13 protein-coding genes are annotated in these 14,395 nt (G+C 55.6%); all 13 read right to left on the bottom strand.

The genetic code is table 11. From position 1 onward, the window contains the following. Positions 1 to 706 precede the first annotated feature (706 nt). Positions 707 to 1,168: a MucR family transcriptional regulator gene (locus QE408_RS06290; RefSeq protein WP_306929449.1), complete on the bottom strand. Its 462-nt coding sequence runs from the start codon at positions 1,166 to 1,168 to the stop codon at positions 707 to 709. A gap of 176 nt (positions 1,169 to 1,344) precedes the next feature. Next, the gene (locus QE408_RS06285) at positions 1,345 to 1,488 is read right to left on the bottom strand and encodes an autotransporter outer membrane beta-barrel domain-containing protein (RefSeq protein ID WP_306929447.1); all 144 of its coding nucleotides are present in this window, start codon (positions 1,486 to 1,488) and stop codon (positions 1,345 to 1,347) included. 221 nt (positions 1,489 to 1,709) lie between these two features. Further along, entirely contained in the window at positions 1,710 to 2,183 is a 474-nt protein-coding gene (locus QE408_RS06280) for a hypothetical protein (protein WP_306929445.1), read from the bottom strand. Further along, positions 2,180 to 2,950, bottom strand: a complete 771-nt coding sequence (locus QE408_RS06275) for an EAL domain-containing protein (protein ID WP_306929443.1) — start codon at positions 2,948 to 2,950, stop codon at positions 2,180 to 2,182. The genes QE408_RS06280 and QE408_RS06275 overlap by 4 nt, the downstream gene beginning before the upstream one ends. A gap of 920 nt (positions 2,951 to 3,870) precedes the next feature. Continuing rightward, positions 3,871 to 5,166, bottom strand: coding sequence for a hypothetical protein (locus QE408_RS06270; protein ID WP_306929441.1), 1,296 nt, complete (start codon positions 5,164 to 5,166; stop codon positions 3,871 to 3,873). Between the two features lie 59 nt (positions 5,167 to 5,225). Further along, a complete protein-coding gene (locus QE408_RS06265) occupies positions 5,226 to 6,548 on the bottom strand; it encodes a right-handed parallel beta-helix repeat-containing protein (RefSeq protein WP_306929440.1) in 1,323 nt (440 codons plus the stop codon). 38 nt (positions 6,549 to 6,586) lie between these two features. Further along, positions 6,587 to 7,804 (bottom strand): glycosyltransferase, encoded by a 1,218-nt coding sequence (locus tag QE408_RS06260; protein WP_306929438.1) that lies wholly within the window; start codon positions 7,802 to 7,804, stop codon positions 6,587 to 6,589. Positions 7,805 to 8,221: 417 nt separating this feature from the next. Then, the gene (locus tag QE408_RS06255; RefSeq protein ID WP_306929436.1) at positions 8,222 to 9,325 is read right to left on the bottom strand and encodes a glycosyltransferase family 4 protein; all 1,104 of its coding nucleotides are present in this window, start codon (positions 9,323 to 9,325) and stop codon (positions 8,222 to 8,224) included. A gap of 70 nt (positions 9,326 to 9,395) precedes the next feature. Then, the gene (locus tag QE408_RS06250) at positions 9,396 to 10,418 is read right to left on the bottom strand and encodes a glycosyltransferase family 4 protein (protein ID WP_112360521.1); all 1,023 of its coding nucleotides are present in this window, start codon (positions 10,416 to 10,418) and stop codon (positions 9,396 to 9,398) included. Beyond that, positions 10,418 to 10,876, bottom strand: a complete 459-nt coding sequence (locus tag QE408_RS06245; RefSeq protein WP_306929432.1) for a hypothetical protein — start codon at positions 10,874 to 10,876, stop codon at positions 10,418 to 10,420. Before QE408_RS06245 ends, QE408_RS06250 begins: the two co-directional genes overlap by 1 nt. Before the next feature lies 1 nt (position 10,877). Continuing rightward, positions 10,878 to 12,221, bottom strand: a complete 1,344-nt coding sequence (locus tag QE408_RS06240; protein WP_306929430.1) for a lipopolysaccharide biosynthesis protein — start codon at positions 12,219 to 12,221, stop codon at positions 10,878 to 10,880. Next, entirely contained in the window at positions 12,160 to 13,353 is a 1,194-nt protein-coding gene (locus QE408_RS06235) for a glycosyltransferase (RefSeq protein WP_306929429.1), read from the bottom strand. The genes QE408_RS06240 and QE408_RS06235 overlap by 62 nt, the downstream gene beginning before the upstream one ends. Positions 13,354 to 13,402: 49 nt before the next feature. Beyond that, positions 13,403 to 14,362 (bottom strand): endonuclease/exonuclease/phosphatase family protein, encoded by a 960-nt coding sequence (locus tag QE408_RS06230; RefSeq protein ID WP_306929427.1) that lies wholly within the window; start codon positions 14,360 to 14,362, stop codon positions 13,403 to 13,405. Positions 14,363 to 14,395: the final 33 nt, after the last annotated feature.

The raw sequence follows: 14,395 nt of genomic DNA, 5'->3' as shown, positions 1-14,395 counted from the left end.
AAGCGCCGCCACCTGCGTGAGACCAACCCTCCTGAAGCGGGTAGTCATTGGACGAGCATCTGCGAGCGCGTTGCATCCGCTCAGATCGACAGAGGACAAACGCAAAAAGCTCCTCGAGGCTTACGCCGAGGAGCTTTTTGCGGGTGCCTCCCGTAGAGGCCTATCATACGAATATTGCTTTCGAATTTCTGGTTTCCGGGGCGTGAAACCACGGAAATTCGAAGCGAAACGCTAGCCGGAAGCCCCTAAAAGAGGTGGCATCCTTACGGCCCTGCTCCGGTCGTCCCTCGTTGGAGCAGAACTCGAAATCTCACGTTCACGCGAAGAAGGTCGAGAGATCGAGCTTTAATGGATTATCTGCTGGACGCGAACATTCTCAGCAACATTATAAAGCCCGAACCACCACCGTCACTATCAAGTCGAAGTTACTGCTCCCGACATCCTACGACCATATGACGCTCCTGCTGCCCGGCGGTTTTCTCCGAAGAACTTGATAACCACATTGGCATCTCTCCGGCTCTGCTGCACGGCAACGTGAACGCTACTTGCCCGACAGCGACCAAATTGTGCAGAGATATGGCACGCTGTGATGGATTGTAAACGCTGGACTTGATCCATGCCCGGTCTTGAATTTGGCGGTTTGGCTTCTCCCAAACGCACAGCGCGGTCCTGATATTCCACGCTTTTTCAATTCGTCGGTCCTCGTTTACTGTGTCCCATCTGCTTTCTTGTTCCATATTAACCGCTGGGTCAGTGCAGAGCGGCGGCGAGAATAGGCTGGTGCCACCATGGGGTAGGACGAGGGTAGCCCCCACTTTGAGCGATATTCATCAGGAGTAAGGCCGTACTTACGCCGCAGATGCCTTTTCAAGGATTTAAATTTGAGCCCGTCTTCCAGGCAGATAATCCATTCATCTGTAACCGATTGATGGCGCGGAACAGCTGGCGCGCGAGTGGAAGCGGTGACATCTGTGAGGCTGCCTGAAGCTGCTTTCCTAAGGCTGCTCGATACGACAGTTATCAGTCCGGGCAGCGCCGCGGCCGGTATGTGGTTCTTCTTCACCCAGGCGCTGACAATCTTCGCGGTCGCTTCAACGGAGGGAAGACTCGTCGTCACGCCTGACGGTTGAAGAGCGGTTTCAATCTGGTTTGTCAGGATTTTGGTCACGGCTGGCTTCTTCAACACTTGATCTTCACCTCTTCTGTTGCTTTGCAGGAATAATTGTCGGCAGGATTGATCAGGCTGGCCTTTGCAGACGTGTCTGCGTAAAAGCGAGCACTTGTCATTTCCCGCACGTGTAAGACGCGCCGAGGCTACGGCTGCCGGAGAAGCGGTCTATTCTGTTATGAACGGGTGTCAGAAACGGTGACGTTCGTGCCGTCCACGATCTGATAACGGAGATTGGCGATGGCGTAGCTCAGCTGAGCTTGTGGCTTGACTGCCCAGTCATGCTGCAGCGAGGCGATATAGCCCGTGCCACGTCTCACGGCAGCCCTTCGCATCCGGTCCCAGAATGGAAGGCGGACAATGCAAAAGCTGTCGTTGCCGCGATTGCAAGTTTTACGAGCAGTGCCAATCATAGTAAGAAAACCGGCACCAAACTTCGCAAAATCAAAACGAATGCAAAACGATCGAGCCGATATTCAACGTCCTGGTATGAATAAAAGCGGGAGAGTGTTTTCAGATTGAGCGGTCTTGGAGGTTTTCTTCATACCGACCTCCCATCGAAATAGGCCATTACCAACGCCGTGTAGCTAGCCCACCATTGCCGTATGGCATCTCCATGGCGAAAACCCATCGCGCTGACGTCACGAAGTTCGTCGCGGCTAAATGGTGCGTGCATCCGATCGTCAAAGGAAAAGCTCAGACCGTCAAGCCCTGCGATCAAACCCGCTTGGTAGCTCGACATAATGGCCCGAACATCGTCCGTGCCGAAGCCGAACGACGGATCGCTAACAATTCGTTGAATTTTCTGATCACAGATATGAGCATGTGCCCAGGCATGCTCCGGCCGGTCATCGAGAGGCCGGAATCTGGCCAGCCGGGCAAGTAGAGCGCTAGTCCGCCCGTATCCTGCCTGCGCACTGTCCATCGAGAGGCTCGCCAGGGTTTCTCCGGCTCGTATTTGAACCTTGCCCTTTACCAATATCCAGCCAAGCGGCTTGCTCTCTTCGCCTGTCAACGGACCTCCTCCCGTTCTATCGTATGAGACCGATTGACCAAACGATCGGGAAATACCGGTGCCTGAAAGTAATAGCCTTGAAAATATTTCGCACCGGCTGCCTTCGCCGCGTGCAGGTCATCGGCGATTTCTATACCCTCGACCACAACGATCGGCGCGAACTCGCCGACGAGGCTTACCAAATCCCGGAGCCGATCCTGCCCGTCGTTGGAAAGCCGGTTGCGCACATATGACCCATCGATTTTGACGATGTCGGCGTTGGCTTCGCAAGCAAAATCGGGGCAAAGGTGACCCACACCGAAATCATCGAGAGCGACACGCGCACCGGCTCCCTGGACGGCCGAAATAAAGGCCATGGCATCCGTCACGCTTGGGAGTGTTGCATTTTCGGTAATTTCGATGACAAGCCGTTTGGCAATATCTGGTCGTCGGCGCAATTGAGCAAAAGCGGATGTCCACCAAATGTCATCCACAGCAGAGAGCGCCGAAACATTGCAGCCCATCGCAACATCGTGCCGATACTCGAGCTGGCGGATGGTCTCCCGAACGACATACCAGTCAAAGACCCGCGTCAATCCGAGGCGTTCCAGGGCGGCGATATAGGTTCCGGGAAGAACGACGGCACCGTCTGGATCCAACAGTCGGGCAAGGCACTCGTGGTAAAGCGGTCGGTCGTAGCGTTCTCCACCCACAACGGCCTGCTCGGCAAAACGCATCTCACCGACATTCAACGCATCATAGGCGAGCGCTGCGGCACACATATCCATCCGGTATTGTCCAGGGTCGAGTTCCGACAAGCGGAGCGATCTTCTCGGTCTCTCCAAAATGAGCGCTCAAACTCGGTACGATCTGTTGAGTCTTGATCGTAACCGGGCGTCGCGCGGCTGCGACAAGCGCTGCCTCCACAAGTTCTGCCCGGGGATATGCTATCGCGTCGCTGGCACGAGAAGAAATTTTTACACCCGAAGGGCTCTCGGATACCTCCCAGTCCTCCGTTTTAAAAATGTTGGCGAGGCGTCTCCAGATTTCGTGCTGTACCCGCGCGGCTACGCCATCAGAATATGCGGCCGCGACGTGAGAGAGATTATCGATGACCACATCAAAGGATCGTGGAAGTCGTCTCATGCGACCTGCCTCCGAGCGAAAATCTGACCACGGAAAAGAAGATCACGAATTTCACCGCTCCTCTGCATGCAGACAGATCGGATCAACGATAGTTCATTCAGCATGGGCTCTCGCATGGGAAACTCCTCTTTGGTGTTGCTGGCGGTCTTAAGGGTAAGACGGTGGCATCCGCGTCGCTTTCGGCCAGTCAGAGGGTCGGAGCCGAAATTGCCCATTACAGGTGTTAAGAGGCGTATGGGCATTCACGCGCTGACGACGTCTCGTAGGCTCCGCCCCTGAGATCGTCGCGGCGTACACCGATCATGTTCAGAAGGCGCAGTGGCGCATATCGTACCGGCTCGTGCTTCGGCCGGAGCAATGGCGGCAAAACTTTCCAGCGCCTTTATGAATAGCGGAAGAAGGCACTTCCCTGGAGGTGATCAAGCTGTTGGCTCACCCTTGAGCATCTTCGCTCGATCGGCACGCGAACCGGTGGAATGGCCGAGATCACCTGCGTGCCTATCGACCTCCTTAACCTCGCGCTGTCCTTAACGGTTTGGTTAAGAGACGGAGCGCCATAACGTTATACAGGCCAACCACCTGAGTATGTTTTCCGAGAATAACCAGCCCAAATCAGCTTGAAGGGGATTTGAGCGAGAGTGTAAATGAGCAGGTATACCAGGCAGAAATAGATATCGAATGGAGACCCGCCCAGGAATAGGCGGAAGGTCATCAGCAGAACTATAAATCCGTAAAAGGTTGCAAACACCTTTCGGTATAGTCCGCACAATCCGGTCATCAATATGAAAAGTGCAAGCAGTGCCTGAATGTAACCGCCGAATGCGATAGAGAGGTAACCGACCAAAGACAGGAAAATACCCCCTTGGTCCCACCGTAGATACCGGTTGGTGATGTCGAGGCTCAGATCCTGTGGCTTGTTGGGCCAGAGAGCGCGAGGGACAAAGGTCGTGATGGCCACAAGAATATTCCCGGGACGAGCCGGTTCGTTAGGCTGGACAAATTGTGCCAGGCGATAGCCATCAAGCGTATCGATACCTCCCCCATATACGGCGGTAAAAGGGTTTTCGATCGACTCCGCAAACGCGGTATAAAGATCAGCCCCCCTTCCTGAAACAACGTCGCCCCGGAAGTTCGACATGGCCCCGCCTACAACAGCAAGCACAAGCCCGTACACGGCGTATCGCATCAGCATAGCTGCAGTGACTTCTCCGCGCGCAATCTTGCCCGCGAAAAACGCCAGGGCCACGGAGAGAACCGGACTTCTGACCGCCCCCGTAACCAGCAGGATCATCCCGCAGGCACTGACCAGACAGTAAATCCTTTGATTGAAGAAGTTATGGAAGGCAAACACGCACAACCCCACCGCCAGGCAGGTCTTGAGAATGGTCACCACCCCCTGCCCTCCATCCGCACGGCTGGACAGGTCGGAATGAAACGCCAGTGTTGAAATGGAACCGACTACGATCAACGCAAGGGCAGCGTTGCGCATAACAAAATTGAATTCGCCGGACGCTCTGGAAAAGGAGCGTTGAGAAATAAGGGGGTTACGCTGTGGCACGAGAAACCCCGCCATAACCTCACCCAGCAAAATCACACATAATTCGATCGCCCATTTGCCTGCCAGTCCACCCAGTTCATAGGCCTGGGCAGGCGGCAGAATATGGGGCCCCAGAAGCTTCGTGCTGCTGAGACCTGCTACTTGCATCAAGGCCGAGCCATACAAGCAAAATATATATAAAATACATGCCAGCGCAGACAGCAAGCCTTTCCATGGCGTGTTCCGCAAGGCCAGCCAGTAGAAGCGCAACAGGATAAAAAAGCAGATCCCAATGAATAGAATTTGGTTCAGCGTATCCAAATTTCACCTTTATGAGCAGTTGTGGAAGATGCATTCCACGGCAATCATGTGCCAATCGTTCACTTCTGGACGATGACTGCGCTGCTGTTAGCCACAACAAGTGCTTGCCCCCTACCCGGGGGAGCCAGCGTGATCACGTTGTCCGTGATTGTGCCGTCTGTTGCCGATCCGACGATGATGCCATCACGATTGTCCCGGACGGAATTGAATGCGATTTGAAAATGACTGACCCGCTTCGTGTCTATATCGCTTGGATCACCAACCAATATGCCCACTCCCGGATGGTCGAGCACATTGTTTTTGACGATCGAGAGGCCTTTAATTGTCGTCACGACGATGCCGTCGCGCACAGATCCGATGAGCGTGTTGCCGCGAATGGCCACGTTTGCCGATCCACCGGCAACATAAATCGAGTTGCCAACGGGTGATGCCTCTCTACGAAACTGTCCTTCGCCAAAGAAGCGGCCTGCCGCCTTAACGGTGTTGCTATTGACAGTCACGTCTATCGATCGCCCCAGCCGATAATAGCTATCGGAAAACACCACAATTCCGCCCGCAAACGTGTCACTCACGGTGTTTTCCTCGATGACCATGCCGTGAACTCCGCTGGAAGCAATGCCCTTGGCGTAGCCTTTCGCCACAGTGTTACGGCGAAAGATCACGTTTCGCGTGCCGTTGGGAACACGGAAGTCCGTGACAATAACCAGCAAATCGTCACCCGTCAGGGCAATGTCATTGTCTTCGGCAAGAACATTGGCCACGCAACCGTCAAAACCCAATCCGTTGCCCAAAACCTGGCGTATGCGGCAGCCGCGAACCGTAACGTTACTGGCATAGGAGACCTGGATTCCGCCGCCCCGCGCATTGGTGACCTGAACGCGTTCGACCCGAACCAGCTCTGCATTCCACAAATGCGGGTCACGCACGCCGCCAAGGCGCAAACCGTAGGCGTTGGGCTTGCGGCTCTCGACGACGCCGGGTCGGCGCACATCAATCGGATCGGTGTAATCAAGCGATAGATCGTGGATCCAAAGCTTCCTGGCGTGCAACCAGATTGCCGGCTGAGGAGTGCCGACTGGCAATGTCGATACAAGGACCGCCGACTCACCACTGAACTCGATGTCGTCAAACTGCTCTTCCAGGGTGCTGAAGATATATCGGCCTTTGGGGAAATGGACAGTCGCGGGTCTTCTGGATGCCGCCGCCCGTGCCATTGCGGTCCGGATCGCATCGGTATCATCATTGCGTCCATCACCCTTTGCGCCGAAATCGCTAACGTCATAGATTTCTCTTTCGATGGCGGCGTGAACATCGCTGACCGGCCACGCGGCACAGCCTGTGGCAAACAGTAGTGAGGCTTTCAGCAGACGTCTTCGGCGCATAATTCCTCCTTCAATCCGTACCTGGAGCCGCGAGCATTTCACCCGGCGTTGCATGTTTCCGCAACGATGCGACGGATGGCCTCGTGAAACCGATGAGGGCTGAATTTATCCGCATGACGCTTGATGGCGTCGGTATCCCATGTGTCCGGGAAAGCACGCACAGCACTGCGGATCGCCTCTGGTGTCGCGTCGTCGATGAAAAGACCGCTCGTGCCTTCATCCGTCGAATCGAGAAATCCACCTGCCCGTAAGAGCAGAACCGGCGTGCCGAACGCGTTCGCTTCAATTGGCGTCAATCCAAAGTCTTCTCGTGACACAGAGATCAACGCGCGCGCATTGGCATAAAGCCAACGCAACTTCGCCTCGCTGACGTAACCTGTCGACACAACGTTGGCAGGCGCATCCAGAACCTTGCCGCCACCGGCAACGGCAAGCACGTGCTCGGGCATACCCCTGAACGCCTCCACCAACGGCTGCGCTCCCTTGTATCCACGTGACCGTCCCACCATGAGGAAAAAGGTTTTACCCGCGAGCGTCGGAACTGGCTCTGCCGGCAAGGTTGGATCAACCGAAACCGGCGGGAAAACCACGCGGGCTTCGCGGCCGTAAACTTGCCGAATGCGCTCTGCAACCGAGGTGGAATTAGCGATATAGACATCCGCGGAGGCCGCCGCCTTGCGATCCCATTTCAACAGACCCGCTCGCAAGAGGCCCAACGCCACCCGCACTGGCCATGGGCGATCCAGCAGATAATCATCCGCCTGATAAAGCCATCGTGCCGGGTTGTGGCAATAGACGATCTTTCGGGTTGCCCCCGCAGTCCGCAACGCGTGCGCCCAACCAGATGAACTGCACACCACGGCATCCGCACGCACGGGCCTGATAAAATTCCAGGTAGAAGCAAGCAATGGCAGCGCCAGACGAGAATCTCTGCGAAACAACTTCACTCTGCTCAACGCGGTCGATTGTATCGAAATCCGGTTCATTTCCGGGAATGCATCTTCCGGGGAGTAAATCGCGGTTATCAAATAACGCGGGTTGAGCGCCCGCGCGAGTTCCACGGTGACCCGTTCCGCTCCGCCACGCTGGGTGAGATAGTCATGGGCCAATACTACGTCGAGATGTCGCACGATTTTAACCTTCATCAATGGGGGTGGCTCGGGGAAAATTGGGCAGGTGGGAAAATCATGGCGGCACGTGCGCACGGCCGCGCCCGCTCGCGCCATTGGTGTGACCAGCGTGAGATCAAGGTTCAAAGATCGATGGGTGTCGTGATGTTATGGTGTTTGGGCAGCCGTCAGCGACGTGTCGCAGCAGGTGCGCGGACGGTGATAAGGAGTGGGAGGAGCAACCTGTCTATGCGCGCGCGACGAATGTCAGCGGCGTGAAATGGTCTCTTCAAAAAGCTGAAGGTATCGGGTGGTCGCGTGCTCAAGAGAATAACGCTTGGATGATGTGGACGTGTCGCAGAGTAGCAAACCATCCAATGCGGTGTCCTCACGGCCATCGCAATCCGACGTTAGCACCTGGCTTGTGCAATACGGAATGGTGCGGAAAACTGCCTAAATCACCGTGTCTAGCATGTTGATTAGAATCGGAGAGCTCACCCCCGAATACGTCCAGCCTCTCGAAGTAAGAAACGTCCTAATACGATCCAACATGAAGAGGAAACGTTAACCCATGTTCGACCGGAACATTAACTCATATTCTTCGCTGGCTTTATCGAGTGAGTAAGTGCGTGGTAAAATGGATTGCCTACTGTCAGTCACTTTTGCCAGTCGCGACAAAATCGCTTGTGCGATCTCATCTGAACTATCTGGCTCGACGGTCAACGCTGCCAGTCCCTCAATTGCCAGATGGGTAGACAAAATCGACGGCATGCCAGACGCGGCCGCCTCAAGCGGGCCTAGCGCCAGCCCTTCTTGCCGCTTCGATGTGAATATGAATTGGTCTCCAGCGCTGAGATATCGTGGAATATCCAAACGATCGACAGCGCCTGTGAATATCACGGCACCGGCTAATCCGTGCTCCGTCACATATGTGCGAAGCCGGGTTTCGGCAGGGCCCGACCCAACAATCAAGTAACGAAGCTCCGGCCTAACTTGTAGCGCACGTTTAAACCCCTGTAGTGACTCGAGCAGTCCCTTTTGAACATGTAGCCTGCAAACGGACATAACAACCGGGGCCACGGCATCAATGCCGAACTTGTCTCGAATGTCCTTTCGAGCGGCCGAGCTATACTTGAAGTGATTGAGATCTACTCCGTTTGATATAACGCTCACCGGGACATCTCCCCGCATCCATCGGGTAGGAGTGCGATTTAGGACATTGGCAACGGATGGGCCAACGGCCACAATTCGGTCGTATCGACGTAATGTCGTTTCTCGGCAAAACTCAAGCAGGTTCTTGGGCGATTTCATCCAGGAAATCGGGCTCTTCACACTTAGTTTCGAAAGAAACTCACCCCATGGCTGTCCGTGCGACTGCATGATGAGAGCAGGCTTGTCTCCTGGGCTGCGGTTGCGAGCTATCGCGTGCGCACCCATTCCAATCCCTAGAATAGCATCGACGCGATGCCGATACTCGTTTGAGTAGCACTCGACCGTAGCCTCCCAGAACCGTTTGGAATATCGACCAGAACGCGCGTCGACTGTTCGAATTCGAACGCCATCTTTCTCATTGAATTCCTTTAAATTGGAGCAACGTGTCGTCAGAATTTCGACGTCGTTCCCCCGCATCACAAGGGCTCGAGCCAAGTCCCAGGCGACAGCCTCCATACCCCCAAGATGATGGAAGGGTAATGATCGTGAGACGAATAACAACCGCATTAAACTGGTTAACCTCGCATTATATGTGCGAACGCGCACGGGAGTAAAGCTCTTCGCACCGCTGCGCAACGGCATCCCAGGTGAAGTCGGCGCATCGTAACTGCTCTGGCGAAATCCCGTCAGAAAGAATTAATGCATGTCGCCATTCACCAACATCTCCCGGCGTCACAGCCTGCTGTCCCGCAAGCTTTAGAACCTCTCCCAGCCCTCCTAGATTGGAGCCAATGACTGGTGTGCCAGCCGCCAATGCTTCCAGCGCCACTATGCCAAGAAGCTCTGGACGGGAAAATGTCTGGTTCCCATACTTGTCGACAGAAGGAACGAGAAGATAATTTACAGACTTATGTAGATTTGCGACCATGGCATCAGAAGCGTCCGAAACAAAGGTCACATCCTTGCCGGCGGCGAGTTGCTTTAGCACCTCAAAATACTTGGCTTCGCGCGCTTGGCCAGCGATGATCAGGCTCCTTCCTTCAGGCAATGCCTCAATCGCGATATGTGCCCCCTTATGAGGTATCAGTCGGCCGACAAAGCCGAAGTCATAGCGGCGTTTTAATGGTTGCGCTTCGGGCAAATGGTTTCCACCGCCCAAGATTATGGCATGGCGCGCAACCAAGCCTCGAGGATCGACGTCTTGCCTGCTCCAGTCACTTACAAAGGCTGCTGCGTCCAGCATTCTGAGCCGCGCGCGTCCAAGCACACGCCCCGGTGTTAACACCCCCCCTCCATGGTCAGTCAACACCAGTAATTTCCTAAACAATTTTGCGAGTATGACCGAATAGTCGAAGCCCGGAGTGTTGAGCTGATGCACGTGGACAACGTCACAGGTGCGCACGCGAGTAACAAAATTCCAGAACGAAATAGCATGCGCCGGCTCATCGAGATCGCCAAGTTCTGCAAATTCGCGCAAGGACCGCACAACAACGACATCGACAGTCAACCCCCGGTTTCGCGCGGCACGGGCCAGTTCCGTTACATAGCGTTCACCGCCGCCTTTTTTCGCGCCGCCGAAGACCTCAAGCGTGACGAAGAGGATACGCATTATTCAACCTTTTCGCGTGGTATGACGCGCACCGCAGGGGCGCCGGCATAGGTGCCAGGCTGTGTAATCGAACGAGTCACAACCGAGTTCGCCCCAATCCTGACATCGTTGCAAATGGACATGCTGCTGCGCAGGGGAGCGATGATCACCGCACCCGTGCCGATCTCTACTCTGTCGCCGATGGTCAATCGCGATTTGGTCCCGGGAGAATCGCTGACTGACAGCGTAACGCAATGCCACAGCCTCACATCGCGACCCAGGGATACGTTGGGATGAACAACGATATTCATCGCAAAATGACCAAGAGATGGAAGCCCCGCAAGTACCGCTTCCGGCGGGAGAGCGGCACGAAAAACAAGGAAAAGATAGGCTTTAATCAGCCGTGCCCTTCGGCGTTTACCTTCGCGATGGTACCGGGTGGACAGGAGCCAGAGACGAGCCGGTTCTGTAAGAAGCATATTAGTTTGCGTCTTCCGCATTTGGGTTTGAAACATTCCGGCTTTGTCCGCGCGGACTTAGCCGAGTAACCAGAACAAGCGCCGTGGCGAGTGCAGCGGCCTGCGACCAGACGCTGATCCATGCAGCTGTCGCGGCGCCCATTCGCTGCCAGGCAGCCCAAAACAGAATGATCGTCGTGAACGCGGCGGCGGCCTGCCCCAAAGAATTGTAGCCGGGCCTGCCCAGGCCACCGAGATACGCGGCGACGACATTGGCCCAGTAACCGATAAAGGTACCCAGCAGCAGAATCCGGATTAATGCCACAGCAGGCGCAAAATCCCCACCGAACACGATAGGAACGGCATAGGGAAGGCTTACGAGGATTACGATGGTCAAGGCCACCTGCGCAAATCCGCCGAGCAGTATCGAGCGAAGCACTGATTGTCTGTGGATGCCGCCAGCCACTTCGGCCAGTACGTTGCGCGTAAGCACTGCCGTAATAATTCCAGGCACTTCTGCAACCGTGACGGCAACAGAATAGTATCCCAGATCATTGGTCGCGACAATTGCAGGCATGATCGCCTGATCGAGGCGGGCTGACACTGTAGCCGCAATCGTCCCGAAGGCGGACAGTATCGCGTATGAGAAAAAAGACGCGCTTGTAAATTCCGGGATTATGTTGCCGCTTTGGCGTCTCAATGTGTTTGCGGCATTCGCATTCCCCGGAAGCCGAAGCACCGCCGATGCGCTGAGTCCTGCAATCATATAGATGGCGGCAAAGGCGATCACGGATTTCACGCCGATTATCCAGAGCAGGACGATGGCACCCACACGCAAACCTGACCCCAGCATCCGCTCGAGATCAAGCGCACCATATCGCCGCAACCCCTGAATGTGCCCACGCCGGATGGCGATCAAGGCACTCGGCAAGAACGCCGCCCAAATCAGCAGCAAGAAAGTACGGCTTATATCGAGTTGCTCGGCAATTCTCGCAGAGTACCAGAACAACGCCAAACCTACGAGAAAAGTCATGATCAGTGCTATGACCACCGCCAGCCGAATGACCTTGCCTGGTGGAGACTGCCGGCCGATGAAATAAGTAACGGCAGAGGGTACACCGAGCGCTGCCACGGCAGCGGCCAGGGTCATGGGCTGAAGAATACCCGCTAACTGCCCTCGCCCGGTGGCGCCCAGGGCGTGCGCCAGGATTGGGGCCGTGATTATCCCTGCTGCCGGCATCGCCGCATAAGCAATGAGACTGCGCATAAGCGGTAGCGCGTCGCGAACATAGCGCATCGGCATCCTAAAGCGCAGCTTCCACGGCCCTTTGCTGGCCGGAATCGAGTAATGTCCGGATCTGTTCAAGGCGCGCATCCCAGCTGTTTTTGCTGAAATCACCCGGCGGGGGAGCGTATTCGCCTGTACAAGCACGAGCAACGACCTCGGCAAACTCTTGTGGTGAGGCGATCGTGACCCCGGGGATCGCACGGCCCGATATGCTTGGCAATGCCGTTGCGACAACCGGCAAACCAGCAGCCAGATACTCGTAGACCTTCATTGGAAACACGCCCGTTGTGTATTGATTGAGGTGATAGGGGATGATCCCGACCCAGCTCTTGCCAATTTCTACCGCCATTTCCTGCTGGTTCAGCGTGCCAAGATAGGTGACAAGTGGCGAGGCCAGCAGCCGGGCAAGCGCGGGGTCACGTTTCGTACCATCAATGCTGAACGGTCCTGCCAGCGCAAGCCGTACCCCCTTGGCGATGATGGCCTCGAATATTGCGAAGTCGATTTTGCTGGGTGTGAGGTTGCCGACGAAAATAGCGCGCCGCTCACGATCCGATGCCGGTGCGCGCAGCCCCTGAAACAGATCGATGTCGGCGACATTTTCCCACACCATCGGGTTCGCATGGAGGGCCCGCAGATGGTTTGCGACACCTGTACTTGATGCAACCAGCACATCAGCCCGCGTAACCAGCCGACGCTCGGCTTGAAGCAACGCTTTGCGCGGGATGCCGTCAATCGTGTGCAACAGGTCGACCGAATGATACACGACCATCTCCGCCCGTTCCTCCAGCCCATAGGTCAGGGGTGAGAAGCTCCAAAGCGCATAGCGCTCGGGCAAGTGCGGCTGGATACGGCGCTTGATCATCCACCGATTGAACGCACGCACCGGCGCAAAGGCGTGAAACGGGATAACCATGGGCAGATGTCTATGTAACGCCTCGACGCCTTCACGGCGCTTGCCAGATGCGTTGATGTTTGGAGGATTGCTCCTTTTCCAAAGGATTGTCGAAATCCGCGCCAGGATCCGGCGCAGATCCTTGACGCTCAATCCCGGTGCCCGCAGACCGAGGGATTCAATATAATGGACCTCACGCTCGGCCACGAGGCGCGCCGCAATATGCTGTTTATTGGTCCAGATCGGCGCATCTATATCAGCCGTAGACAGGATCACCACCGGCAGCGGGGGTGCCTTTAAGTTCCCATTTTTCATGGTGAGAACGCCTTCCAAAAGGTCGTGTTGAATGAAGGGGCAGAGCCGGTCAGGGTCCGGGCGAGAGGCCGCCGCTCGGAACGGTGAGGTCTGCGATCAACCCATAATGGTTGGAACCAAAACTCGACGGGATGCGGGACAATTTTTGCGCCATCACTGGCAGACGAATGAAAATATGGTCGATGGGAACGCCCAGAATTCCTGCGCCGGTCGGCCACGTCGCTGGCTCCAAGCCAGCCGTCGTCAATCCAGTGCGCTTCAAAAGGCCTTGCATGTCGGGGGCTATGGTTGCCGCGTTGAAATCACCCGCGAGCACCAAAGGACCGTCGATCTTACTGAGGGCTTCACCAAGTCCCGCCAGCTCATCTGTATGGTACTTGTCAAAATAAGGTTTGCTCAGATGCGCTGCGGCCAGAGACAGCGTGACGCTGCCCAGATGAATTTGGGCCGTTGCAAACCGATCCTTGCGCAAATCACTGAGATTGCCGACATAAACCGTCTCCAGTGGATATTTTGACAACAGCAGCAGATCGCATGTGCTCGTATGGTCTCCGCAGCCGATGCGATACGGGAAGATTTTTGACAGGCGATCCAGATGTAAGCCAACCGGGGCAGCTTCCATGACATAGGCGATGTCTGCCCCCGATTGCAGGATGTAGTCGGCGATCGCACCACCGTTTTCAAGATTTTCGCCCAGGACGTTAAAGGACAGCACTCGCAGGCTTCGCGTGCTGGTGGTCTCAGTCGAGAATGTCGGCGGCAGCGAATTCCAAATCATCAGAACAGCATGGCAAACAACCAATACGGTTGCGCACAACATAGCCATAGAAACTGCACCGGGTCGCAAAGCCAGACAAAACAGCGCCAACAGCATCATTGCGACACCGGCATGCAGCTGGAGGGAGAAAACGACAGCCGGCGCCCATAGGTCAGTGGTATATCGCAGGGCAAAAACAGCCAGCGCCAGACCCAGCAGGGTCGCACAAATGTGGAAGAGTATGTTTCTCATGAGGCTTTGCGTCCAGTATCGGGCTGCTTCCCA

It is taken from the genome of Agrobacterium larrymoorei, from assembly GCF_030819275.1.
Lineage (GTDB): Bacteria > Pseudomonadota > Alphaproteobacteria > Rhizobiales > Rhizobiaceae > Agrobacterium > Agrobacterium larrymoorei_B.
Note: the sequence above shows the minus strand (reverse complement) of the source record. Positions and strands in the feature narration are given on the sequence as shown.

Excerpts from the sequence above, each read along its gene's own strand:
- QE408_RS06245 (WP_306929432.1), bottom strand. The coding sequence starts at position 10,876 with ATGCTTCTTACAGAACCGGCTCGTCTCTGGCTCCTGTCCACCCGGTAC.
- QE408_RS06255 (WP_306929436.1), bottom strand. The coding sequence starts at position 9,325 with ATGGAGGCTGTCGCCTGGGACTTGGCTCGAGCCCTTGTGATGCGGGGG.
- QE408_RS06230 (WP_306929427.1), bottom strand. The coding sequence starts at position 14,362 with ATGAGAAACATACTCTTCCACATTTGTGCGACCCTGCTGGGTCTGGCG.
- QE408_RS06235 (WP_306929429.1), bottom strand. The coding sequence starts at position 13,353 with ATGAAAAATGGGAACTTAAAGGCACCCCCGCTGCCGGTGGTGATCCTG.
- QE408_RS06265 (WP_306929440.1), bottom strand. The coding sequence starts at position 6,548 with ATGCGCCGAAGACGTCTGCTGAAAGCCTCACTACTGTTTGCCACAGGC.
- QE408_RS06275 (WP_306929443.1), bottom strand. The coding sequence starts at position 2,950 with ATGGATATGTGTGCCGCAGCGCTCGCCTATGATGCGTTGAATGTCGGT.
- QE408_RS06250 (WP_112360521.1), bottom strand. The coding sequence starts at position 10,418 with ATGCGTATCCTCTTCGTCACGCTTGAGGTCTTCGGCGGCGCGAAAAAA.